Source organism: Pseudomonas sp. Z2-11 (assembly GCF_054161305.1).
The window spans coordinates 6,012,514-6,032,333 of sequence record NZ_CP096395.1 but is presented as its reverse complement, the minus strand read 5'-3'; the positions used below and the strand labels follow the sequence as shown (position 1 = coordinate 6,032,333).

The following is a 19,820-nucleotide window of genomic DNA, read 5'->3' as shown; positions in this document are numbered from 1 at the left end:
CGGTGGTGATTCAAATCAGAACGGTAGTTGGAGATCAGGTGCAACACGTTTGAGTTGGGCGTGGAACACATCCTTGATGCGTTGCAGTTCAGCCTCGTTGTCGGCCTCGAAACGCAGCACCAGCACCGGTGTGGTGTTGGAGGCGCGAACCAGGCCCCAGCCTTGTGGGTAGTCGACCCGCACACCATCGATGGTGGTCAGTTCGGCGCCTTCGCCCCACTGGGCGTCGTGCAGTGCATCAATGATGCTGAATTTGCTCTCTTCGGTCACATGGATATTGATTTCCGGCGTAGAAATATCGTTCGGGAAGGTCGCGAACAGCTCTTCGGCGGTGGATTTCTCCTTGCTGAGGATTTCCAGCAGGCGTGCCGCGCTGTAGATGCCGTCATCAAAACCGAACCAGCGCTCCTTAAAGAAGATATGGCCGCTCATTTCGCCGGCCAGCAGGGCGCCGCTCTGTTTCATTTTTTTCTTGATCAGCGAGTGGCCGGTTTTCCACATGAGTGGGCGACCGCCATATTCCTTGATCAGCGGCACCAGGCGACGGGTGCACTTCACGTCGAAGATGATCTCGGCGTCGGGGTTGCGTGCCACCACGTCCTTGGCGAATAGCATCAGCAGGCGGTCCGGAAACACCACGCTGCCAGTATTGGTCACCACACCCACGCGGTCACCGTCGCCGTCGAAGGCCAGGCCCAGGTCGGCGTTGGTTTCCTTGACCTTGGCGATCAGGTCCTCAAGGTTTTCCAGTTTGCCCGGATCCGGATGATGGTTGGGGAAGTTGCCATCGACGTCGCAGAACAACGGGATGACTTCGCAGTTCAGCGCTTCGATCAGTTGCGGGGCGATGACGCCGGCCGCGCCGTTGCCGCAATCGACCACTACTTTCAGGCGACGGGCCAGTTTCACGTCCTTGACGATTTCGTCGTTGTAGCGCGGGAGGATGTCGACCTTGGTCACGCTGCCCTGGCCGCTGCTCAGGTCATTGGTCTTGAGGCGGGTGTGCAGGGCCTGGATCTGCTCGTTGGCGAGGGTGTCGCCGGCGATGACGATCTTGAAGCCGTTGTAGTTCGACGGGTTGTGGCTGCCGGTGAGCATCACGCCGGATTTGCCGGCCAGGACATTGGCGGCGTAATAAAGCGCCGGGGTCGGCACCAGGCCGACGTCGCTGACGTGGCAACCGCTGTCGGCAACGCCTTTGATCAACTGCTCGACCAGCTCCGGGCCGGACAAGCGACCGTCGCGGCCAACATTCACGTTCGGTTCGCCCTGGGCCAGGCTCTGGGAGCCGATGGCGCGGCCGATCCAGTAGGCGGTTTCAGCCGTCAGGGTTTCCGGCACGACGCCACGGATGTCGTAGGCGCGGAAGATGCTGTCAGGGAAGATCGGGGCGATTGCGGCTGGGGTGTTCATGGGCGGGGTGCTCTATCAGGAAAGTGACTGGACAGGCCGACGACGGGCGTCGGCAGGCTCAAGCTGAAGGGTATGACGGCGTTTTCGACAGAGAGTTCGCGGTGGGAAAGTGCCATGAGACAGCGTTACCCCAGCGCGAACGGTCTAAAACGTTGATTCCGGATGGGAAACGTCGCCTCGAGCCGTTACGCATTTTTCGTCCTGAAACAGAAGCTTAATAAAGCGGCCGGGCCTGCTGCCCGGCCCGAGCAGCCGGATCAGTGGCTACCGGAGTGACCGAAACCGCCGGCGCCGCGCTGGCTCTCGTCGAATTCCTCGACCAATTCGAAATGGGCCTGGACCACCGGCACCAGCACCAGTTGGGCAATGCGTTCGCCCACGGCGATGTTGAAAGCGGTCTGGCCGCGATTCCAGCAGGACACCATCAGTTCGCCCTGGTAATCGGAGTCGATCAGGCCCACCAGGTTGCCCAGCACGATGCCGTGCTTATGGCCCAGGCCCGAGCGCGGCAGAATCAGCGCGGCCAGGCCCGGATCGCCGATGTAGACCGACAGGCCGGTGGGAATCAGCAGGGCCTGGCCCGGTTCCAGGATCGTGTCCTGCTTGAGCATCGCCCGCAGATCGAGGCCGGCTGAGCCCGGCGTGGCGTACTGCGGCAGCGGGAATTCACTGCCGATGCGAGGGTCGAGGATCTTGGCTTGTAGAGCGTGCATTGAAATTAAACCTGGTTCAGCCGTTCGGCGATGAAAGTGATCAGTTGGCGGGCAATCTTGCCCTTGCTGGTCTGGGCGAAAAGCGTGGCGTGCAACTGGCGGTCGATCACGCTGCAGGCGTTCTCTTCGCTGTTGAAGCCGATGCTCGGGTTGGCGACGTCGTTGGCGACGATCAGGTCCAGATTCTTGTCCTTGAGCTTGCGCGCGGCGTAATCGAGGAGGTGTTCGGTTTCGGCGGCAAAACCGACGCTGAAGGGACGGTCGGGGCGGGTGGCGATGGTGGCCAGGATGTCCGGGTTACGCACCATTTGCAGGAGCAGGCCGTCGCCGCTCGTAGGGTCTTTCTTCAATTTTTGCGGGGCAACGACTTCGGGGCGGTAGTCCGCCACCGCCGCCGAGGCGATGAACAGGTCGCACGGGATCGAGGCCTCACAGGCCGCAAGCATGTCCCGGGCGCTGACGACGTCGATGCGGGTCACTCGATCCGGGGTCGGCAGGTGCACCGGCCCGGTGATCAGCGTCACCCGCGCGCCCGCTTCGACGGCGGCTTCGGCCAGGGCGAAGCCCATTTTTCCCGAGCTGTGGTTGGTGATGTAACGCACCGGGTCGATGTTTTCCTGGGTCGGGCCGGCGGTAATCAGCACATGCTTGCCGGTCAGCGCCTGGCGCTGGAAGCAGTCGGCGGCGCACTGAACCAGGTCGTTGGCTTCGAGCATGCGGCCCATGCCGACATCGCCGCAGGCCTGGCTGCCGGAGGCCGGGCCGAAGACTTTCAGATCGCGGCTTTCGAGCAGTTGCAGGTTGGCCTGGGTGGCGGGGTCGCGCCACATGGCCTGGTTCATGGCCGGCGCCACGGCGACTACGGCGTCGGTAGCGAGTACGAGGGTGGTCAGCAGGTCGTTGGCGATGCCCTGGGCCAGGCGGGCGATCAGGTCGGCCGTGGCCGGGGCGATCAGCACCAGGTCAGCCCATTTGGCCAGCTCGATATGACCCATGGCGGCCTCGGCCGCCGGGTCGAGCAGATCCAGGTGGACCGGGTGCCCGGACAAGGCCTGCATGGTCAGCGGGGTGATGAACTCACTGCCGCCGCGGGTCATGACGACCCGTACTTCGGCGCCCTGGTCGATAAGCCTGCGAACCAGCTCGGCGCTCTTGTAGGCAGCAATGCCGCCGCCGACGCCCAGAACGATGCGTTTCCGATACAGCCGCTGCATAGGCCTGCCTTTCGATTTTAATGGTCAGTGCAGGGCGAACCCTCGGCAGCAGCCTGCCTGGGTGCAAATCGCCTGCAAAAAAGATGGGCTAAGATATCACAGCGTCCGCTACGGAACAGCGGCGCCCATTATCAGGGAGATGCCATGAGTATTCGGGACTGGCCGGTGGCCGAGCGGCCACGGGAGAGATTGTTGGTGTCGGGGGCGGAGAGTCTTTCAGACGCCGAGCTGCTGGCGATATTTTTACGCACGGGTGTGTCGGGTAAAAGTGCGGTGGATCTGGCTCGACATCTGTTGTCCCAATTTGGCTGCCTGCGGGCGCTGCTTGAGGCTGATCAGCTTACGTTCAGCAGTCATATGGGACTGGGTCCGGCGAAATTCGCTCAATTGCGCGCGGTGCTCGAAATGGGCCGGCGACACTTGGCGGCGCGGACTCGGCAGAATTCAATGCTGGAAGACCCGCAGGCCGTTCGTGACTATCTCAAGTCAATGCTGCGCCACGAACCTCACGAGGTTTTTGGCTGCCTGTTTCTCAACTCACGACATCAGGTGCTGGCGTTCGAAGCGCTTTTTCGTGGCTCCATCGCCTGCACCAGTGTTCACCCCCGGCAAGTGGTCAAGCGCGCCCTGGCCCACAACGCCGCTGCCGTGATCCTGTGCCACAACCACCCCTCCGGCAGCACCGAGCCCAGCCAGGCCGACCGAATGCTCACCGAGCGGCTCCAGGACGCTCTGGAGCTGATCGACGTGCGGGTGCTCGACCATTTTATCGTCGGCGATGGGGAGCCGTTGTCGATGGCGGAGCGGGGGTGGATGTGAAGAAGCTTCAAGCTTGAAGCTTCAAGCGGCAAGTAAAAGCTGTGTGCGATCTGCTTTTGACTTGCCGCTTGCCGCTTATGGCTTGAAGCTGATCTTCGAATAATCCTGCCGCCCAAACGGGCTGACCGTATAACCCTGCACATCCTTGCGGGTCAGCGCGAATGCCGTCGGGTGCGCCAGGGGCAGCCAGAGGGCCTGCTGCTGGATCTGCGCCTGGGCCTGTTCGTAGAGCTTGGTGCGCACGCCCTGTTCGCTAGTGGTCTTGCCGGCGCTGATCAGTTTGTCCAGGTCCGGGTTGCAGTAACGAGCGAAATTGGTCCCGGACTTGACCGCCGCGCAGGAAAACTGCGGCGTGAGGAAGTTGTCCGGGTCACCGTTGTCGCCGGCCCAGCCCATGAACAGCAGGTCGTGCTCGCCGGCCTTGGCGCGGCGGATCAGCTCGCCCCATTCGATCACGCGGATTTCCGCCTGGATGCCGATTTCCGCCAGGTCCGATTGCAGCAACTGCGCGCCGAGGCTCGGATTGGGATTGAGCAGGCTGCCGGAGGGGCGAGTCCAGATAGTAGTCTTGAAGCCTTCCTTCAAACCGGCCTTGGCCAGCAATTCCCGAGCCTTGGCCGGGTCATGGGCATAACCGGGCAGGTTTTTCGCGTAGCTCCAGGTGTTGGGCGGATAAGGGCCGTTGGCCGCTTCGGCCGTGCCTTCAAAAACGGTCTTGAGGTAGCTGGCCTTGTCAAAAGCCAGGTTGATGGCCTGACGGACTTCAGGCTTGTCCAGCGGCGGATGCTGACTGTTGATCGCCAGGAAAGCGGTCATGAACGCGTCAGTCTGCGCCACCTTCAATGTCGGCTCCTGCCGGGCGGCCTGCACGTCCAGCGGCTTGGGCGACAGGGCGATCTGGCATTCATTTCGGCGCAACTTCTGCAGGCGCACGTTGGCGTCTGGCGTGATGGCAAAGATCAGCGGGTCCACCTGGGGCTTGCCGCCGAAATAGTCCCCGTTGGCCTTGTAGCGAATCGAGGCATCTTTCTGGAATCGGTTGAAAATGAACGGGCCGGTGCCGATGGGCTGGCTGTTGAGTTGTTCCGGCTTGCCGGCCTTCATCAACTGGTCGGCATATTCAGCCGAATAGATCGACGCGAAACCCATGCTCAACGTTGCCAGGAAGGTCGAGTCGGCATGGTCGAGGGTGAAGCGCACCGTCAACGGGTCCAGGGCATCGATTTTTGTAATCAGCGCCGGCAGTTGCATGGATTGGGCGTGGGGGAAGCCGCTCTGCGCAACCTTGTGCCAAGGATTGGCCGGGTCCAGCATGCGCTCGAAGCTGAACTTGACGTCTTCGGCCGTCAGGTCGCGACGCGGTGTGAAGTAGTCGGTGTGGTGAAACCTGACCTTGGGGCGCAACTTGAAGACATAACTCAGGCCATCGGGCGAAACTTCCCAGCTCTCGGCCAAGCTGGCCACCACCTTGCCGCTGGCGGTGTCGAAATCGACCAGGCGGTTCATCAGCACGTCGGCCGAAGCGTTGGTAGTGGTCAGGGAGTTGTACTGGACGACATCGAATCCTTCCGGGCTGGCCTCGGTACACACGCTCAGGGCGGCGGCCTGGGCCAGCGGAGTGAGTAGCAGAGGGGCGAGCAACAGCGGTAGGGCAGCGAGGCGCATGATTGATTTCCTGTGCAGGTCGGAGGCCCATCTGCGAGTGCAGTCTGGAAAAGGTCTACCCTAGTGGGCTCGCCTGCAAATGACTATCCCCTTTTTGCATTTTCCGGCACTCTTTGCAGCGCTTCGCGGGACGTGCTCAGAGCGCGAGCTCGCCAATGAATGAAAAAAACCTGCGCGCCGCGACGAGCGGTCAGGGCATCGCGGGCCCTTGTCGCAGCCGCCTGAGGCTGTTGATCGAGGGTTTCCAGTAAAGACAAATCACACCGGCTGTTGTTGTGCCTGGGTCTTTCTGGTATAAAGCAGCGCTCTTTTCTAGGGGCCCGGTTCCTTCACTGTAGGTGTAGCCGGTAAGACCCTTAAAGAAACGCGGCGCCTGGCGCCAAATGACTGAGAGATTAAGCGGCCAACCCATGCCGGGTTGGGCATGTGGTTTTAGAGGGCTGAGGCATGTCGAGAGTCTGTCAAGTTACCGGTAAGGGTCCGGTGACTGGGAATAACATTTCCCACGCAAACAACAAAACCCGTCGTCGTTTCCTGCCGAACCTGCAGCATCACCGCTTCTGGGTTGAAGAAGAGAAACGTTTTGTGCGTCTGCGCGTATCTGCCAAAGGCATGCGCATCATCGACAAGCGTGGCATCAGTGTCGTGCTGGCCGAACTTCGTCGCGATGGCAAGGTTTAAGGGAGCTAATCATGCGTGAATTGATTCGTTTGATCTCGAGCGCCGGTACTGGTCACTTCTACACTACCGACAAGAACAAGCGTACTACCCCGGACAAAATCGAGATCAAGAAATATGATCCGGTTGTTCGCAAGCACGTGATCTACAAGGAAGGCAAAATCAAGTAATTGATTTTCTCTTCTAACGAAAAAGGCCCGTATCGCGAGATACGGGCCTTTTTCTTTCAGGGCTGAAATCCTGACCGTTTACAACGTTGCCTGATAATTAATCAGCCACACTTGTGACCGGTATAAAAGTTTTCCTTGTCGCTGAAGACGTAGAGCCGATCATCTCGATAGTCCATGGTGTAGGCTTCGCCTGAGCGTATATGGCGTACGATCTTTGCTCCCGAATAGGCTTGCATGTCGTGCAGAAATTGCGCGTCTACCTTCATCGGCAGCAGGGAGTTGAAAGCAAAATTAGCCGTGCATACGCCTGAAGGGTGGATCTCGTTGGCAATTGCTTCAAACGCTCCAATGTTTAGTGTCAGCAGGGCAGCCAGTGCTGCGATCCGCGGTGTAGTAGCTTTTTTTTTGGCCATGTTGCCTCCTGGCATAATTTATAATCAGCGCCTCCTCATTGAGGCGCCCGGATATAATTACAGGAGGGTGGCGGCCATGTATATCGTACTGTGTAAGCGTTTGATTCATTCCTGTTTCTCAAACACTACATAAATCTTGCGGCACGCTTCCAGCACTTCCCAAGTTCCTTGGAATCCGGCCGGAATTACAAAACGATCGCCCGCTCGAAGTGTCTTGGCATTGCCTTCATTGTCCCGCAGCACCGAAACACCTTGGACGATTTCGCAGTATTCGTGCTCCGTATAGTTGACCGTCCACTGGCCCACCGCGCCTTCCCACACCCCTGCATTCATCTGTCCGCAAGGACTGCTGTAATGATTGAACACCGCTTGCTCGGGATCACCTTTAAGTACCTTGACCGGGTCCGGTCGATAGCGGTCGGCGGTGGTATTGGCCTGGCTGAAATCGACGATGTCCTGGATGCTCATGCGGTTACCCTCGGTGCTTGCGGCGCGGATGGCTGGGAGAGCAAAAGTCTATGTTTATTAAAACGAACATCGCAAGGCCGTTTGCTGGTTTTCTGTCAAATATATTGAAACATCCCCGGTCGCTGGTTTAGGGTGGCGGGTGCCTTGTGCCGAATACACATCGGCAGGGCAGAATTCTTGAACGCTACGCATAGCGTGGCGTTCGTACCCAAACAAGAGGAGGACACTCGCATGACCACCCTGACTCGTGCCGACTGGGAACAGCGCGCCCGCGACCTGAAGATCGAAGGCCGCGCCTTCATCAATGGCGAATACACCGATGCAGTGTCCGGCGAGACCTTCGATTGCCTCAGCCCGGTCGACGGCCGCCTGTTGGGCAAGATCGCCAGTTGCGACGTGGCCGACGCCCAGCGCGCCGTCGAAAACGCCCGCGCGACTTTCAATTCTGGCGCCTGGTCGCGCCTGGCGCCGAGCAAGCGCAAAGCCACCATGATTCGTTTTGCCGGTCTGCTCAAGCAGCACGCCGAAGAGCTGGCCTTGCTGGAAACCCTGGACATGGGCAAGCCGATCAGCGACTCCCTGAATATTGACGTTCCAGGCGCGGCGCAGGCGCTGAGCTGGAGCGGTGAAGCCATCGACAAGCTCTACGATGAAGTGGCCGCCACCCCGCATGACCAGCTGGGCCTGGTCACCCGGGAACCGGTCGGCGTGGTCGGTGCCATCGTTCCGTGGAACTTCCCGTTGATGATGGCCTGCTGGAAGCTCGGCCCGGCGTTGTCCACCGGCAACTCGGTAGTGCTCAAGCCTTCGGAAAAATCCCCGCTGACCGCCATTCGTATCGCCGCGCTGGCCATCGAGGCCGGCATCCCCAAAGGCGTGTTGAACGTGCTGCCAGGCTATGGCCACACGGTCGGCAAGGCCCTGGCCTTGCACATGGATGTCGATACGCTGGTGTTCACCGGTTCCACCAAGATCGCCAAGCAACTGATGATCTATTCCGGCGAGTCGAACATGAAGCGCGTCTGGCTGGAGGCGGGTGGCAAGAGCCCGAACATCGTATTTGCCGATGCTCCGGACCTGCAGGCCGCCGCCGAAGCTGCCGCCAGTGCCATCGCCTTCAACCAGGGCGAAGTCTGCACGGCGGGCTCGCGCCTGCTGGTGGAGCGTTCGATCAAGGACACGTTCCTGCCGCTGGTGATCGAGGCTCTCAAGGGCTGGAAACCTGGCAATCCACTGGATCCAGCGACCAATGTCGGTGCCCTGGTCGATACCCAGCAGATGAATACCGTGCTGTCCTACATCGAAGCCGGTCACAGCGACGGCGCCAAGCTGGTCGCGGGTGGCAAGCGGATTCTCCAGGAAACCGGCGGCACCTACGTCGAGCCGACGATTTTTGATGGCGTGAGCAACGCGATGAAAATCGCCCAGGAAGAAATCTTCGGGCCGGTGTTGTCGGTCATCGCCTTCGACAGTGCCGAAGAGGCTGTCCAGATTGCCAACGACACCCCGTACGGCTTGGCTGCGGCAGTGTGGACCAAGGACATCTCCAAGGCTCACCTGACCGCCAAGGCCTTGCGCGCCGGCAGCGTATGGGTCAACCAATATGACGGTGGCGACATGACCGCACCGTTCGGTGGCTTCAAGCAGTCGGGCAACGGCCGTGACAAGTCGCTGCATGCGTTCGACAAGTACACCGAACTGAAGGCGACCTGGATCAAGCTCTGATCCTTCTGTACGAGCGGAGCTGGCGGTCGACACACATCCCCTGTGGGAGCGAGCCTGCTCGCGAAAGCGGTATGACAGTCGACGATTTTTGTTGAATGTTGCGCCGTCATCGCGAGCAGGCTCGCTCCCACATTGTTTTGTGGTGATGCCTGGAGTCGATAGTTAGCCACAGGAGCGTGGAAATGCGTTGGGCGACCTATTTCGCCGTGTTGGCCTCTGTCCTGAGCGTCGGCCTTGCCCTCGGCGTAAGCATGCCCCTGGTGTCGCTGCGCCTGGAGGGCTGGGGTTATGGCTCGTTCGCCATTGGCGTCATGGCGGCGATGCCAGCCGTTGGCGTACTGGTCGGGGCCAAGGTTTCGAGCCGGCTGGCGGCGCATTTCGGTACGGCGGCGCTGGTGCGCCTGTGCCTGTGGGGCGGGGCTGTGTCCATCGGGTTGTTGGCGCTGTTGCCCAGCTATCCGGTCTGGCTGCTCTTGCGGCTGTTGATCGGAGTCGTCCTGACATTGGTGTTCATTCTCGGCGAGAGCTGGATCAACCAGCTGGTCATCGAGCAATGGCGCGGGCGGTTGGTGGCGCTGTACGGGGCCAGCTATGCCTTGAGCCAATTGTCCGGCCCGCTGCTGCTCGGTGCGCTGGGGACCGATCATGACTACGGGTTCTGGGTGGGTGTCGGGCTGCTATTGATCGCCCCGTTGTTGTTGCTTGGCCGCAGCGGTGCGCCTGCCAGTGAGGCGGGCAGCGTTACCTTCGGCGATTTGTGGGAATTTTGCCGGGGCCTGCCGGCAATCGGTTGGGCGGTGTCGTTGTTCGCCGCATTCGAGGCGATGATCCTGACGCTGCTCCCGGTCTATTGCCTGCGCCAGGGCTTCAGTGCCGATATTGCGCTGGCGATGGTCAGCACGGTGGTGGTCGGCGACGCCCTGTTGCAGCTACCCATTGGCGCCCTGGCCGATCGCCTGTCGCGCCGGTCGCTGTTCACCGGCTGCGCGGTGGCATTGATGTTGTCCAGCCTCGCGGTGCCGCTGCTGATCGATACCTTGTTGATCTGGCCGCTGTGGGTGCTGTTTGGCGCCAGCGCGGGTGGGCTGTTTACCTTGTCGCTGATCCTGATCGGCGAGCGCTACCGCGATGATGCGCTGGTACGGGCCAACGCCCATGTTGCGCAGCTGTGGGGGATCGGTTGCCTGGTCGGGCCGCTGGTGGCGGGGGCGGGCAGCCAGTGGGTCAGCGGCCATGCGCTGCCGTTGTTCATGGCGGCGGGGGCGTTCGGCCTGGTCATTCTGTTGTTGCGCCAAGGGGCGTTCGGCGCGACACAAACCGCTTGAACACAACCAGATACCCGGTGGCGAGGGAGCTTGCTCCCGCTGGACTGCGAAGCAGGCCCGGCATTCCAGCGGTCGCTGCGCAACCGAGCGGGAGCAAGCTCCCTCGCCACAAAAGCGGCTCCAGAGTGTCCAGATTCTAAAGCATCCGCTCCAACCCGATCGTCGTGGCGAACCAGGCATTGAAGCGGCGCCACCAGCTGCCCGGTTCGCGATCCAGGTCGTGCAGCTTGCCATTGTCTTCGGTGGTCCAGACCAGTCTTTCATCTTCCAGGCGGGCCTGATAACTCAGGGTCGGGGCCATGCCCTGCAAAGCCAGCTCCCGAACCTGGCCGGCGAGTTCCGGGCTGTCCACCAGTACGCCGACCTCGGTGTTCCAAAGCACTGAGCGAGGATCGAAATTGAACGAGCCAATGAACGACTTCTGTTGATCGAAGATGATCGCCTTGCTGTGCAGGCTGGAGTCCGATTCGCCATAAGACTTGCTGTAGAACAGATGCGGGCTGCCGCCGCTGTCGCCGGGTTGGCGGCGCAACTCGAACAGCCGTACGCCATGCTGCAGCAAGGCCTTGCGATACGGCGCGTAGCCGCCGTGCACCGCCGGCACATCGGTGGCTTCCAGCGAATTGGTCAAGAGGCTCACGGAGACACCGGCATCGGCACGGCTGGTCAGGTACACCAGCCCTGGCTGTCCGGGCACGAAGTAGGCGGAGATCATGATCAGTTCCTTGCTGACGCCGGTCAGCTCCGGCCCCAGTTGTGTCGTCAGCAGCAATCGAGGGTCTGGCTCATCCTTGGCCAGTACCTTGCTAGGCGCATCCCACAGCGCCTGGTTCCAGGCCCAGATCAACTGTCCGCGCCAGATGTCCAGGCGCGGCTGGGTCTTGTAGGCGGTCAGTTGCTGGTAGAGCGTCTGGTTTTCCTTGTGCGTCTGCTCAAGCGAAGCTTGCAGGCGCAAGCGGCTGTTCTCCAGGTCCTTGGGGGTCGGTCGATGGGAAAGGAATTGTTCGATCGGTTTGCTCAGCGCGCTGTTCCAGTATTGGTCGAAGCTGTGTCCCAATTGCTCGGCCACCGGGCCGACGCTGAGCAGGTCGATGTCGGTGAAGTTAAGGTTGGGTTCGGCATCGAAATATTCGTCGCCGAGATTGCGGCCGCCGACGATGGCCATGCTGTTGTCCGCCAGCCAGAGCTTGTTGTGCATCCGACGATGTTGCAGCGACAGATTGAACAAGCGCCCCAGGCTGCGGGTCACGCCGGTGGCGCGGCCAAGATGCAACGGGTTGAACAGGCGAATCTGGATGTTCGGGTGCGCGGCCAGGGTCGCGATGACTTGCTCCTGGCCGTCGCTGGTGGTGTCGTCAAGCAGGATCCGCACGCGCACCCCACGGTCCGCTGCCTTCAGCAGTTCGTCGACCAGCATGCGCGTGCTGATGCCGTCATGAACGATGTAGTACTGCAAATCCAGGCTGCTTTGAGCGTTGCGAATCAGCTCGGCCCGGGCGGTGAAGGCTTCGGTACTGTCGGACAGCAGGCGAAAGCCTGAGCGGCCCTCGTGCGGGGCGGCCTGTTGCGCCACCGAGCGGCCGAACGCTGAGTCGGAGGCCGGCAACGCCTGGGAGGGTTCGCGGGTGACATCAAGACTGGCGCAGCCGCTCAACAGCGAGGCGACTAGCATTAGCGCGTGCAGGATCGGTCTGGATCTCACGTAGGCTCGTTCCGATTGTTAGCGTGGGTCGGCTGTTGGGTGCTGCTTCCCTGCCTACACGGTCAGACGGTGTCTCGCTGGGTTTCGTTCAACAACGCTATAGCCACGGCACCAACCTTGCGCACTGCATCCTCAATCTGTGCCGTTGGCTTGGCAGCGTAGTTCATGCGCAGGCAATTGCGATATTTGCCCGAGGCCGAAAAGATACTGCCGACGGCGATCTGCACGCCTTGGTCGTGCAGCATCCGGTTGAGCTTCAATGTGTCAAAGCCCTCGGGCAATTCGACCCACAGCATGAAGCTGCCGCGGGGACGGCTGGCGCGGGTACCTACCGGGAAATAACGGCTGACCCAATCAATCATCACGTCACGATTGCGCTGGTATTGGCTGCGCATCCGCCGCAAATGTGGTTCGAAATGCCCGCCTTTGAGAAACTCCGCGATGGCTATCTGGGGTTGCGGCGCGGTCGAGCCGGTGCTGATGTATTTCATGTGCAGCACCCGTTCCAGATAGCGCCCCGGCGCTACCCAGCCGACCCGAAGGCCAGGGGCAAGGGTCTTGGAAAAAGAACTGCAGAGCAGGACGCGACCATCGTCGTCGAAGGACTTGATGGTGCGGGGACGCGGATAGGTGTAGGCCAGTTCCCCATACACATCGTCTTCGATAATCGCCACATCGAAGCGCTGCGCCAGGGTCAGCAAAGCGCGCTTGTTGGCTTCCGGCATGATGTAGCCCAGCGGGTTGTTGCAGCTGGGAGTCAACTGTATGGCCTTGATCGGCCATTGCTCCAGTGCCAGTTCCAGCGCTTCCAGGCTGATGCCGGTGAGTGGATCGGTGGGTATTTCCAAAGCCTTCATGCCCAGGCCCTTCAGCGTCTGCATGGCACCGTGGAAGCTGGGGGAGTCCACCGCAACGATGTCGCCCTGCTCGCAGGTGGCGCGGATGCTGACCGACAACGCCTCGTGGCAACCGGTGGTGACGATCAGGTCGCTGGCGCCGAGTTGGCAGCCCGAGTCCAGGGACAGCCGGGCAATCTGCTCACGCAGTTCGAGGTTGCCGTAGATATTGTCGTAGTACAGGCCGGGCATGTCTTGGCGCCGGCTGATCTGCGCCAGGCTGCGCAACAACGGTTTCATGGTCGGTGAATGGATATCCGGCATGCCGCGGCCCAACTGTACGACATCCTTGCGCGGCACCGCGCGTATCAGCTCCAGCACCTGGTCCCATTGGGAGATGTCCACCGGGCGCTGGGCCGGGCGGCCAACCGCTGGCAGGTCCGGCAGCTCGCGGCTGACCGGGACGAAATAACCGGACTTGGGTTTCGGCATCGCCAGTCCGCTGTCTTCCAGGACGCGATAGGCCTGCTGCACGGTACTCAGGCTGACCCCGTGTTCGGTGCTCAAGGCACGCACCGACGGCAGCCGGTCGCCGGGGCGGTAGAAGCCCTGTTCGATGCGGGTGCCGAGCAATTCGGCGAGGTACACGTAAAGAGTCATGGTGCATCCCGATGAGATGAAAACGCCAACCGATACAGATGAGCCGCAAAATTATAATTCAGTGCCCGAAACGCTCAATCTGTATGGCTATAAAAGGTATTGGTTGAATCTGTATTGAATCTGGCCGCCCGCGCATCATGAAAGCTCTGGCTACCCAAGTAAACAGGAGCGATCAAAATGAACGGCTTGAGCGATGTACGGCTGACGTTACACAGTCAGGAACTGGCGGCGGGGCAGGAAAAGGGGCTGCGTGATGCCATGCTGCGCAATGCCCCGTCCGGCTTGAGCCGCTGGGGCCTGTTCTGGCATCGTCTGCATACACGCAAGGCCTTGTTGGAGCTGACAACCGAACAGTTGCGCGATATCGGCCTGAGCCGGGAGCAGGCCCGGGCGGAAGGGTTGAAGCCGTTCTGGCGGCTTTGAAGCGTTATCACACAAACCTGTGGCGAGGGAGCTTGCTCCCGCTCGGTTGCGCAGCGACCGCAGGATCTCAGGGCTGCTACGCAACCCAGCGGGAGCAAGCTCCCTCGCCACGGTTAAACAGGCTCTTCAATCAAGGCAGCTCTTCACTAAACCAGCTCCTTCAACCGGTGCCACAGCATACCCAGCGCCAACAGCGGCGAGCGCAAATGCTTGCCGCCCGGGAATGTCATGTGCGGTACCTTGGCAAACAGGTCGAACCCACCGCCGTGCTGGCCGCTGATAGCCTCGGCCAACAACTTGCCGGCCAGGTGCGTGGCATTCACCCCATGACCGGAATAGGCCTGGGCGTAATACACGTTGGGCTGATCCTTGAGCCGGCCGAGCTGCGGCAGGCGGTTGGCGCCGATGCCGATCATCCCGCCCCATTGATAATCGATCTTCACGTCTGCCAGTTGCGGGAAGACCTTGAGCATTTTCGGCCGCATGTACGCACCGATGTCTTGCGGGTCTCGGCCCGAATAGTGACAAGCCCCGCCAAACAACAAACGTCGATCCGCCGAAAGCCGGTAGTAATCCAGCGCCACCCGCTGGTCACAGACCGCCATGTTCTGTGGCAACAGCGCGTTTGCCTGCGCTTCGCTCAGCGGTTCGGTGGCAATGATATAGCTGCCAGCGGGCAGCACTTTGCCGCTCAGCTCCTGGTTCAGGCCGTTGAGGTAGGCATTGCAGCCCAGCACCAGTGTCGTGGCGCGGACCGAGCCTTGTTGGGTGTGTACTTTTACCTGTGGCCCGTAGTCGATGCGTATCACCGCCGATCGTTCGAACAGCCGGACCCCCAGTTGCTGCGCTGCGGCCGCCTCTCCCAACGCCAGGTTGAGCGGATGCAGGTGGCCCGAGCCCATGTCGATCAGGCCACCGGCATAGCGATCCGAGCCCACCACGCTGTGCATTTCATCGGCTTGCAGCAGTCGCGTCTCGTAGCGATAGCCCAGGCTGCGGAGTTCTTCGGCATCCTCGGCGAAACCCTGGAGATCGGCGGGTTTGTTGGCGAGGTCGCAGTAGCCCCAGGTGAGGTCGCAAGAAATCTGAAAACGTTCGACCCGCTGGCGGACGATTTCCACCGCTTCGAGCCCCATCAATTTCATCTGACGCACGCCGTCGGTGCCCACGATTGGCGCAAACTGATCGAGACCATGGCCCACGCCGCGAATCAGTTGGCCGCCGTTCCGCCCGCTGGCGCCCCAACCGATCTTATGGGCCTCAAGCAGCACCACACTCAGGCCGCGCTCGGCCAGCTCGATGGCTGTGTTCAGCCCGGAGAACCCGCCGCCCACCACGCAGACGTCCGCCACCAACTCGCCTTGCAGCACCGGATGGTCCGGCTGCGGCAGGCTGCTGGCGGCGTAGTAGGAGGCGGCGTGCGCGTGGCTCGGGACAGGTTGCTGAACACGGGCGTTCATGTGCGTAATCCTGATTGTTGTGTTTGAGAAATTTTACGGAGCATAAGCCGGGCTTTCCTCAGTCGGCAACACTGGTCGGCGGACGCTGTCTGGCATGGGGCTTTTAAGGCAGAATCCTCAGCTGTCCCGATTCGGTAATGGCCTCGATGAGCTGCAACAGTCAAAAAATCCGCACGCTACGTCAGCAGATTCCTACGTTCGAGTGCGTACCGGGCTGTCATGACTGCTGTGGTCCGGTGACCACCTCGCCCGAAGAAATGGCGCGTTTGCCACGCAAGAGCCGCGCCGAACAGGACGCGGCCCTGGAGGCGCTCGATTGCGTGCACCTGGGGCCGAACGGTTGCACGGTCTACGATGAAAGGCCGCTGATCTGCCGGTTATTCGGCACCACCGCGACCTTGCCATGCCCTAATGGGCGGCGGCCGGTTGAGCTGATTCATCCGCGGGTCGAGAAGCAGATTCATGCATACATGGCCAGCACTCGGCAGGTGTTGGTCTAGCCGCCGAGGGAAACCGGGTCGCGGCTTTCGCGAGCAGGCTCGCTCCCACAAGCTCGCCACCTACCTGCGTGGGAGCGAGCCTGCTCGCGAAGGCGGCCTGAAGCCAGCCATCAATCCGGAATCGGCAGGTTCAGGCTCTCCTTCACTTCCTCCATCACGATGTAGCTCTTGGACTCACGAACGTGGGGCAGCTTGAGCAGGATGTCGCCCAGCAGCTTGCGGTACGAGGCCATCTCGGAAATTCGCGCCTTCACCAGATAGTCGAAATCCCCCGACACCAGGTGGCATTCCAGTACGTGAGGCAACTTCAGCACGGCACGTCGGAACTCTTCGAACGTGTCGCCGGATTTATAGTCGAGGCTGATTTCGACGAACACCAGCAGGCTGCCCTTCAAGTGCTGCGGATTGAGCCGGGCGTTGTAGCCCATGATGATCCCCTCGCGCTCCAGCCGTCGCACCCGCTCGGTGCAAGGCGTGGTGGAAAGCCCGACCTTTTCCCCCAGCTCGGTGAAAGAAATTCGCCCGTCGGCCTGGAGGATGCGCAGGATGTTGCGGTCGATCTTGTCCAGCTCGCGTTTGGTCTGGGTATTGGTACGCACAGGTGATGCGCCTCCGTGAAAAGGGTTTTTGCCGAGAATTCTCGCCAAATATAGGCATTTATATAGTGAAAAGCACTGGCTGATCTTTTTTACACTGCGCGCATCTAAGCTTTGTATAACAAACGTCAGCGGTTAACCGCGATGAGGGTTTCAACATGCGCGTTCTGGTCTTGGGTAGCGGCGTCATCGGTACCGTCAGTGCTTACTATCTGGCACGTGCCGGGTTTGAAGTGGTGGTGGTCGACCGTCAGCCGGCGCCAGCCATGGAAACCAGCTTCGCCAACGCTGGCCAGGTATCGCCGGGCTACGCCTCGCCGTGGGCTGCGCCGGGTGTGCCACTCAAGGCCATCAAGTGGCTGCTGCAGCGTCACGCGCCGCTGGCAATCAAGGCCACCGCCGACATCGACCAGTACCTGTGGATGGCGCAGATGCTGCGCAACTGCACCGCCAGCCGCTATGCGATCAACAAGGAGCGCATGGTCCGCCTGTCCGAGTACAGCCGTGACTGCCTCGACGAATTGCGCGCCGAAACCGGCATCGCCTACGAAGGTCGCAGCCTGGGGACTACCCAATTGTTCCGCACCCAGGCCCAGCTCGATGGTGCGGCCAAGGACATCGCCGTGCTCAAGGAGTCGGGCGTGCCGTTTGAAGTGCTCGATCGCGAAGGCATCGCCCGGGTCGAACCGGCCCTGGCCAATGTCACCGACATTCTGGCCGGTGCCTTGCGCCTGCCTAATGACCAGACCGGCGATTGCCAGATGTTTACCACGCGCCTCGCGGAAATGGCCGTGAAGCTCGGCGTGCAATTTCGCTTCGACCAGAGCATCGAGCGCCTGGATTTTGCCGGGGATCGCATCAATGGTGTCTGGATCGACGGCAAGCTGGAAACCGCCGACCGTTATGTCCTGGCCCTGGGCAGCTATTCGCCGCAATTGCTCAAGCCGCTGGGTATCCGCGCGCCGGTGTATCCACTCAAGGGCTATTCCTTGACCGTGCCGATCACCAATGCGGCAATGGCACCGACCTCGACCATTCTCGACGAAACCTACAAGGTTGCGATCACCCGGTTCGACAACCGGATTCGCGTCGGCGGCATGGCGGAAATCGCCGGTTTTGACCTCTCGCTCAACCCGCGTCGGCGTGAAACCCTGGAGATGATCGTCAACGACCTTTATCCTCAGGGCGGCGACCTGGCCCAGGCCAGTTTCTGGACCGGCCTGCGCCCGACCACCCCGGACGGCACGCCGATCGTTGGCGCCACGCCGTTCAAGAATCTGTTCCTCAATACCGGCCACGGCACCCTCGGGTGGACCATGGCCTGTGGTTCCGGTCGCCTTCTGGCGGACCTGATGGCGAAGAAAAAGCCGCAGATCAGCGCCGAAGGCCTCGATATTTCCCGTTATGGCAGCAAACCTCAGGAGTCCGCTAAACATGGCAATCCAGCGCCAGCTCACCAATGACCGCATGAGTCAGGTCGTTGTGCACAACGGCACCGTTTATCTGGCCGGGCAGGTCGGCGACGACATGAGCGCCGGCATCGAGCAGCAGACCCGCGAGACCTTGGCCAATATCGAGCGTCTGCTGGACCTGGCCGGGACCGACAAGAGCCGCCTGCTGTCGGTGACGATCTACCTGAAGGACATCGACGCCCATTTTCAAGGCATGAATGCGGTGTGGGACAAATGGCTGCCCAAGGGCGTCGCCCCGGCCCGCGCGACTGTCGAGGCCAAGTTGTGCGAACCGCAGATCCTGGTCGAGCTGTCCGTGGTGGCCGCGCTGCCCTGACAACTGTCGAAAAGCTCCCTCTCCCGGCGCCGTTGATGGCTGATGCCATCAGCCTGCGCCGGTTTTCTTACCCATGACCGCCTAGAAGCCTGCCGCCATGCGTCCTGCCCGTGCCCTGATCGATCTCCAAGCCCTGCGTCACAACTACCAACTGGCCCGTGAAGTTACTGGGGCCAAGGCCCTTGCAGTAATCAAGGCCGACGCCTACGGGCATGGCGCGGTGCGCTGCGCCGAGGCTTTGCAGGAGACGGCGGATGGGTTCGCCGTGGCCTGCATTGAAGAAGCCCTGGAACTGCGGGCCGGTGGTATACGTGTGCCGATCCTGTTGCTGGAAGGGTTCTTCGAGGCCGATGAGCTGGCATTGATCGTCGAGCACGACTTCTGGTGTGTCGTGCATGCGTTGTGGCAGCTAGAAGCGATAGAGCGCGCGACGCTGGGCAAGCCGATCACGGTCTGGCTCAAGCTCGACTCGGGCATGCATCGGGTCGGTTTGCATCCGGCCGACTACCAGTCGGCTTACCGTCGCCTGCTGGCCAGTGGCAAGGTGGCAAAAATCGTCTTGATGAGCCACTTCGCCCGCGCCGACGAATTGCACGACCCGAGCAGTCTGCAACAATTGGCGGTGTTCGATCAGGCCCGCCAAGGCCTGATGGCCGAGGTCAGTTTGCGCAACTCGCCGGCGGTGCTGGGTTGGCCGCAGATACCGAGCGATTGGGTGCGGCCGGGCATCATGTTGTACGGCGCGACACCGTTCGACGAGGCCAATGCCGTGGCTTCGCGCCTGCAACCGGTGATGACGTTGGAGTCGAAGATCGTCAGCGTGCGCGAGCTTCCCGCCGGCGAACCGGTGGGCTACGGCGCTCGTTTCGTTACCGCCCAGCCGACCCGGGTCGGCGTGGTTGCCATGGGGTATGCCGACGGTTACCCGCGCCAGGCGCCCAACGGTACGCCAGTGCTGGTGGATGGTCAGCGCAGCCAGCTGGTCGGGCGGGTCTCGATGGACATGCTGTGTGTCGACCTGAGCCATATTCCCCAGGCCGGGCTCGGCTCGACCGTCGAACTCTGGGGCAAGAACATTCTCGCCAGCGATGTGGCGCAGGCCGCCGACATGATTCCTTACCAGATCTTTTGCAACCTGCGACGTGTCCCACGGCTCTATTCCGGGACCTGAGACCAGGCGCCGCCTACCGGAAGTCGCTTCACCGCACAGGATTCGGGTCAAAGTGTTGTAAATACTGAACGCTGTCGCCAT

At 61.2% G+C, this 19,820-nt stretch carries 19 protein-coding genes and 1 pseudogene; 10 read left to right on the top strand and 10 right to left on the bottom strand.

The window, feature by feature from the left end:
* Positions 1–15: 15 nt before the first annotated feature.
* The 3 genes and pseudogenes from M1E16_RS27010 to coaBC all read right to left on the bottom strand — a co-directional run.
* Positions 16–1,422, bottom strand: a pseudogene (locus M1E16_RS27010) (phosphomannomutase/phosphoglucomutase); the annotation flags it as partial.
* A 248-nt stretch (positions 1,423–1,670) separates the two neighbouring features.
* Positions 1,671–2,126, bottom strand: coding sequence for a dUTP diphosphatase (gene dut, locus M1E16_RS27005; RefSeq protein ID WP_458128801.1), 456 nt, complete (start codon positions 2,124–2,126; stop codon positions 1,671–1,673).
* A gap of 5 nt (positions 2,127–2,131) precedes the next feature.
* Positions 2,132–3,340, bottom strand: coding sequence for a bifunctional phosphopantothenoylcysteine decarboxylase/phosphopantothenate--cysteine ligase CoaBC (gene coaBC / locus M1E16_RS27000; RefSeq protein ID WP_305497916.1), 1,209 nt, complete (start codon positions 3,338–3,340; stop codon positions 2,132–2,134).
* A gap of 144 nt (positions 3,341–3,484) precedes the next feature.
* On the opposite strand from coaBC, the gene radC reads away from it, so the two are divergent.
* Positions 3,485–4,159: a RadC family protein gene (gene radC, locus M1E16_RS26995; protein ID WP_458128800.1), complete on the top strand. Its 675-nt coding sequence runs from the start codon at positions 3,485–3,487 to the stop codon at positions 4,157–4,159.
* Positions 4,160–4,234: 75 nt separating this feature from the next.
* Here radC and M1E16_RS26990 read toward each other — a convergent pair whose 3' ends face one another.
* Complete coding sequence (locus M1E16_RS26990; protein ID WP_458128799.1) at positions 4,235–5,824, bottom strand: ABC transporter substrate-binding protein; 1,590 nt, start codon at positions 5,822–5,824, stop codon at positions 4,235–4,237.
* Between the two features lie 447 nt (positions 5,825–6,271).
* On the opposite strand from M1E16_RS26990, the gene rpmB reads away from it, so the two are divergent.
* Together rpmB and rpmG are read left to right on the top strand one after the other, a co-directional pair.
* Positions 6,272–6,505, top strand: a complete 234-nt coding sequence (rpmB, locus tag M1E16_RS26985; RefSeq protein WP_003177273.1) for a 50S ribosomal protein L28 — start codon at positions 6,272–6,274, stop codon at positions 6,503–6,505.
* Between the two features lie 11 nt (positions 6,506–6,516).
* Entirely contained in the window at positions 6,517–6,672 is a 156-nt protein-coding gene (rpmG, locus tag M1E16_RS26980) for a 50S ribosomal protein L33 (protein WP_003177274.1), read from the top strand.
* Positions 6,673–6,773: 101 nt separating this feature from the next.
* On the opposite strand, the gene M1E16_RS26975 is transcribed toward rpmG, so the two are convergent.
* Positions 6,774–7,085 (bottom strand): hypothetical protein, encoded by a 312-nt coding sequence (locus M1E16_RS26975; protein WP_458128798.1) that lies wholly within the window; start codon positions 7,083–7,085, stop codon positions 6,774–6,776.
* Between the two features lie 105 nt (positions 7,086–7,190).
* Complete coding sequence (locus M1E16_RS26970) at positions 7,191–7,553, bottom strand: cupin domain-containing protein (RefSeq protein ID WP_434627107.1); 363 nt, start codon at positions 7,551–7,553, stop codon at positions 7,191–7,193.
* Between the two features lie 231 nt (positions 7,554–7,784).
* Between M1E16_RS26970 and M1E16_RS26965 the strand changes: the two genes are divergently transcribed.
* Positions 7,785–9,278 carry an aldehyde dehydrogenase gene (locus tag M1E16_RS26965; RefSeq protein WP_434570917.1) on the top strand — a complete coding sequence of 498 codons (1,494 nt, stop codon included), beginning with the start codon at positions 7,785–7,787 and terminating at the stop codon, positions 9,276–9,278.
* Positions 9,279–9,460: 182 nt separating this feature from the next.
* Positions 9,461–10,603: an MFS transporter gene (locus tag M1E16_RS26960; RefSeq protein WP_458128797.1), complete on the top strand. Its 1,143-nt coding sequence runs from the start codon at positions 9,461–9,463 to the stop codon at positions 10,601–10,603.
* A 136-nt stretch (positions 10,604–10,739) separates the two neighbouring features.
* On the opposite strand, the gene M1E16_RS26955 is transcribed toward M1E16_RS26960, so the two are convergent.
* The gene (locus M1E16_RS26955) at positions 10,740–12,305 is read right to left on the bottom strand and encodes a phospholipase D family protein (RefSeq protein WP_458128796.1); all 1,566 of its coding nucleotides are present in this window, start codon (positions 12,303–12,305) and stop codon (positions 10,740–10,742) included.
* 62 nt (positions 12,306–12,367) lie between these two features.
* The gene (locus M1E16_RS26950) at positions 12,368–13,801 is read right to left on the bottom strand and encodes an aminotransferase-like domain-containing protein (RefSeq protein ID WP_458128795.1); all 1,434 of its coding nucleotides are present in this window, start codon (positions 13,799–13,801) and stop codon (positions 12,368–12,370) included.
* A 177-nt stretch (positions 13,802–13,978) separates the two neighbouring features.
* On the opposite strand from M1E16_RS26950, the gene M1E16_RS26945 reads away from it, so the two are divergent.
* Positions 13,979–14,224 carry a DUF1127 domain-containing protein gene (locus M1E16_RS26945; RefSeq protein ID WP_305497928.1) on the top strand — a complete coding sequence of 82 codons (246 nt, stop codon included), beginning with the start codon at positions 13,979–13,981 and terminating at the stop codon, positions 14,222–14,224.
* 146 nt (positions 14,225–14,370) lie between these two features.
* Here M1E16_RS26945 and M1E16_RS26940 read toward each other — a convergent pair whose 3' ends face one another.
* On the bottom strand, positions 14,371–15,684 hold the full coding sequence (locus tag M1E16_RS26940; RefSeq protein WP_458128794.1) for an NAD(P)/FAD-dependent oxidoreductase: 1,314 nt from the start codon (positions 15,682–15,684) through the stop codon (positions 14,371–14,373).
* A gap of 146 nt (positions 15,685–15,830) precedes the next feature.
* Here M1E16_RS26940 and M1E16_RS26935 point away from each other — a divergent pair, with 146 nt between their 5' ends.
* Positions 15,831–16,184, top strand: coding sequence for a YkgJ family cysteine cluster protein (locus tag M1E16_RS26935; protein ID WP_434570927.1), 354 nt, complete (start codon positions 15,831–15,833; stop codon positions 16,182–16,184).
* Positions 16,185–16,294: 110 nt separating this feature from the next.
* Here the strand turns inward: M1E16_RS26935 and M1E16_RS26930 are convergent, their stop codons facing one another.
* Positions 16,295–16,783: an Lrp/AsnC ligand binding domain-containing protein gene (locus tag M1E16_RS26930; RefSeq protein WP_003206849.1), complete on the bottom strand. Its 489-nt coding sequence runs from the start codon at positions 16,781–16,783 to the stop codon at positions 16,295–16,297.
* 155 nt (positions 16,784–16,938) lie between these two features.
* On the opposite strand from M1E16_RS26930, the gene dadA reads away from it, so the two are divergent.
* The 3 genes from dadA (at position 16,939) to alr (ending at position 19,739) form a co-directional block, all read left to right on the top strand.
* Positions 16,939–18,243, top strand: coding sequence for a D-amino acid dehydrogenase (dadA, locus tag M1E16_RS26925; protein ID WP_458128793.1), 1,305 nt, complete (start codon positions 16,939–16,941; stop codon positions 18,241–18,243).
* Positions 18,215–18,568, top strand: coding sequence for a RidA family protein (locus tag M1E16_RS26920; protein ID WP_434602243.1), 354 nt, complete (start codon positions 18,215–18,217; stop codon positions 18,566–18,568). The genes dadA and M1E16_RS26920 overlap by 29 nt, the downstream gene beginning before the upstream one ends.
* Before the next feature lie 97 nt (positions 18,569–18,665).
* Entirely contained in the window at positions 18,666–19,739 is a 1,074-nt protein-coding gene (alr, locus tag M1E16_RS26915) for an alanine racemase (RefSeq protein ID WP_458128792.1), read from the top strand.
* Positions 19,740–19,820: the final 81 nt, after the last annotated feature.

Excerpts from the sequence above, each read along its gene's own strand:
- M1E16_RS26950 (WP_458128795.1), bottom strand. The coding sequence starts at position 13,801 with ATGACTCTTTACGTGTACCTCGCCGAATTGCTCGGCACCCGCATCGAA.
- rpmB (WP_003177273.1), top strand. The coding sequence starts at position 6,272 with ATGTCGAGAGTCTGTCAAGTTACCGGTAAGGGTCCGGTGACTGGGAAT.
- M1E16_RS26965 (WP_434570917.1), top strand. The coding sequence starts at position 7,785 with ATGACCACCCTGACTCGTGCCGACTGGGAACAGCGCGCCCGCGACCTG.
- M1E16_RS26920 (WP_434602243.1), top strand. The coding sequence starts at position 18,215 with ATGGCAATCCAGCGCCAGCTCACCAATGACCGCATGAGTCAGGTCGTT.
- M1E16_RS26975 (WP_458128798.1), bottom strand. The coding sequence starts at position 7,085 with ATGGCCAAAAAAAAAGCTACTACACCGCGGATCGCAGCACTGGCTGCC.
- M1E16_RS26990 (WP_458128799.1), bottom strand. The coding sequence starts at position 5,824 with ATGCGCCTCGCTGCCCTACCGCTGTTGCTCGCCCCTCTGCTACTCACT.
- M1E16_RS26935 (WP_434570927.1), top strand. The coding sequence starts at position 15,831 with ATGAGCTGCAACAGTCAAAAAATCCGCACGCTACGTCAGCAGATTCCT.
- M1E16_RS26940 (WP_458128794.1), bottom strand. The coding sequence starts at position 15,684 with ATGAACGCCCGTGTTCAGCAACCTGTCCCGAGCCACGCGCACGCCGCC.
- M1E16_RS26960 (WP_458128797.1), top strand. The coding sequence starts at position 9,461 with ATGCGTTGGGCGACCTATTTCGCCGTGTTGGCCTCTGTCCTGAGCGTC.
- M1E16_RS26945 (WP_305497928.1), top strand. The coding sequence starts at position 13,979 with ATGAACGGCTTGAGCGATGTACGGCTGACGTTACACAGTCAGGAACTG.
- coaBC (WP_305497916.1), bottom strand. The coding sequence starts at position 3,340 with ATGCAGCGGCTGTATCGGAAACGCATCGTTCTGGGCGTCGGCGGCGGC.
- rpmG (WP_003177274.1), top strand. The coding sequence starts at position 6,517 with ATGCGTGAATTGATTCGTTTGATCTCGAGCGCCGGTACTGGTCACTTC.
- dadA (WP_458128793.1), top strand. The coding sequence starts at position 16,939 with ATGCGCGTTCTGGTCTTGGGTAGCGGCGTCATCGGTACCGTCAGTGCT.
- radC (WP_458128800.1), top strand. The coding sequence starts at position 3,485 with ATGAGTATTCGGGACTGGCCGGTGGCCGAGCGGCCACGGGAGAGATTG.
- dut (WP_458128801.1), bottom strand. The coding sequence starts at position 2,126 with ATGCACGCTCTACAAGCCAAGATCCTCGACCCTCGCATCGGCAGTGAA.
- alr (WP_458128792.1), top strand. The coding sequence starts at position 18,666 with ATGCGTCCTGCCCGTGCCCTGATCGATCTCCAAGCCCTGCGTCACAAC.
- M1E16_RS26970 (WP_434627107.1), bottom strand. The coding sequence starts at position 7,553 with ATGAGCATCCAGGACATCGTCGATTTCAGCCAGGCCAATACCACCGCC.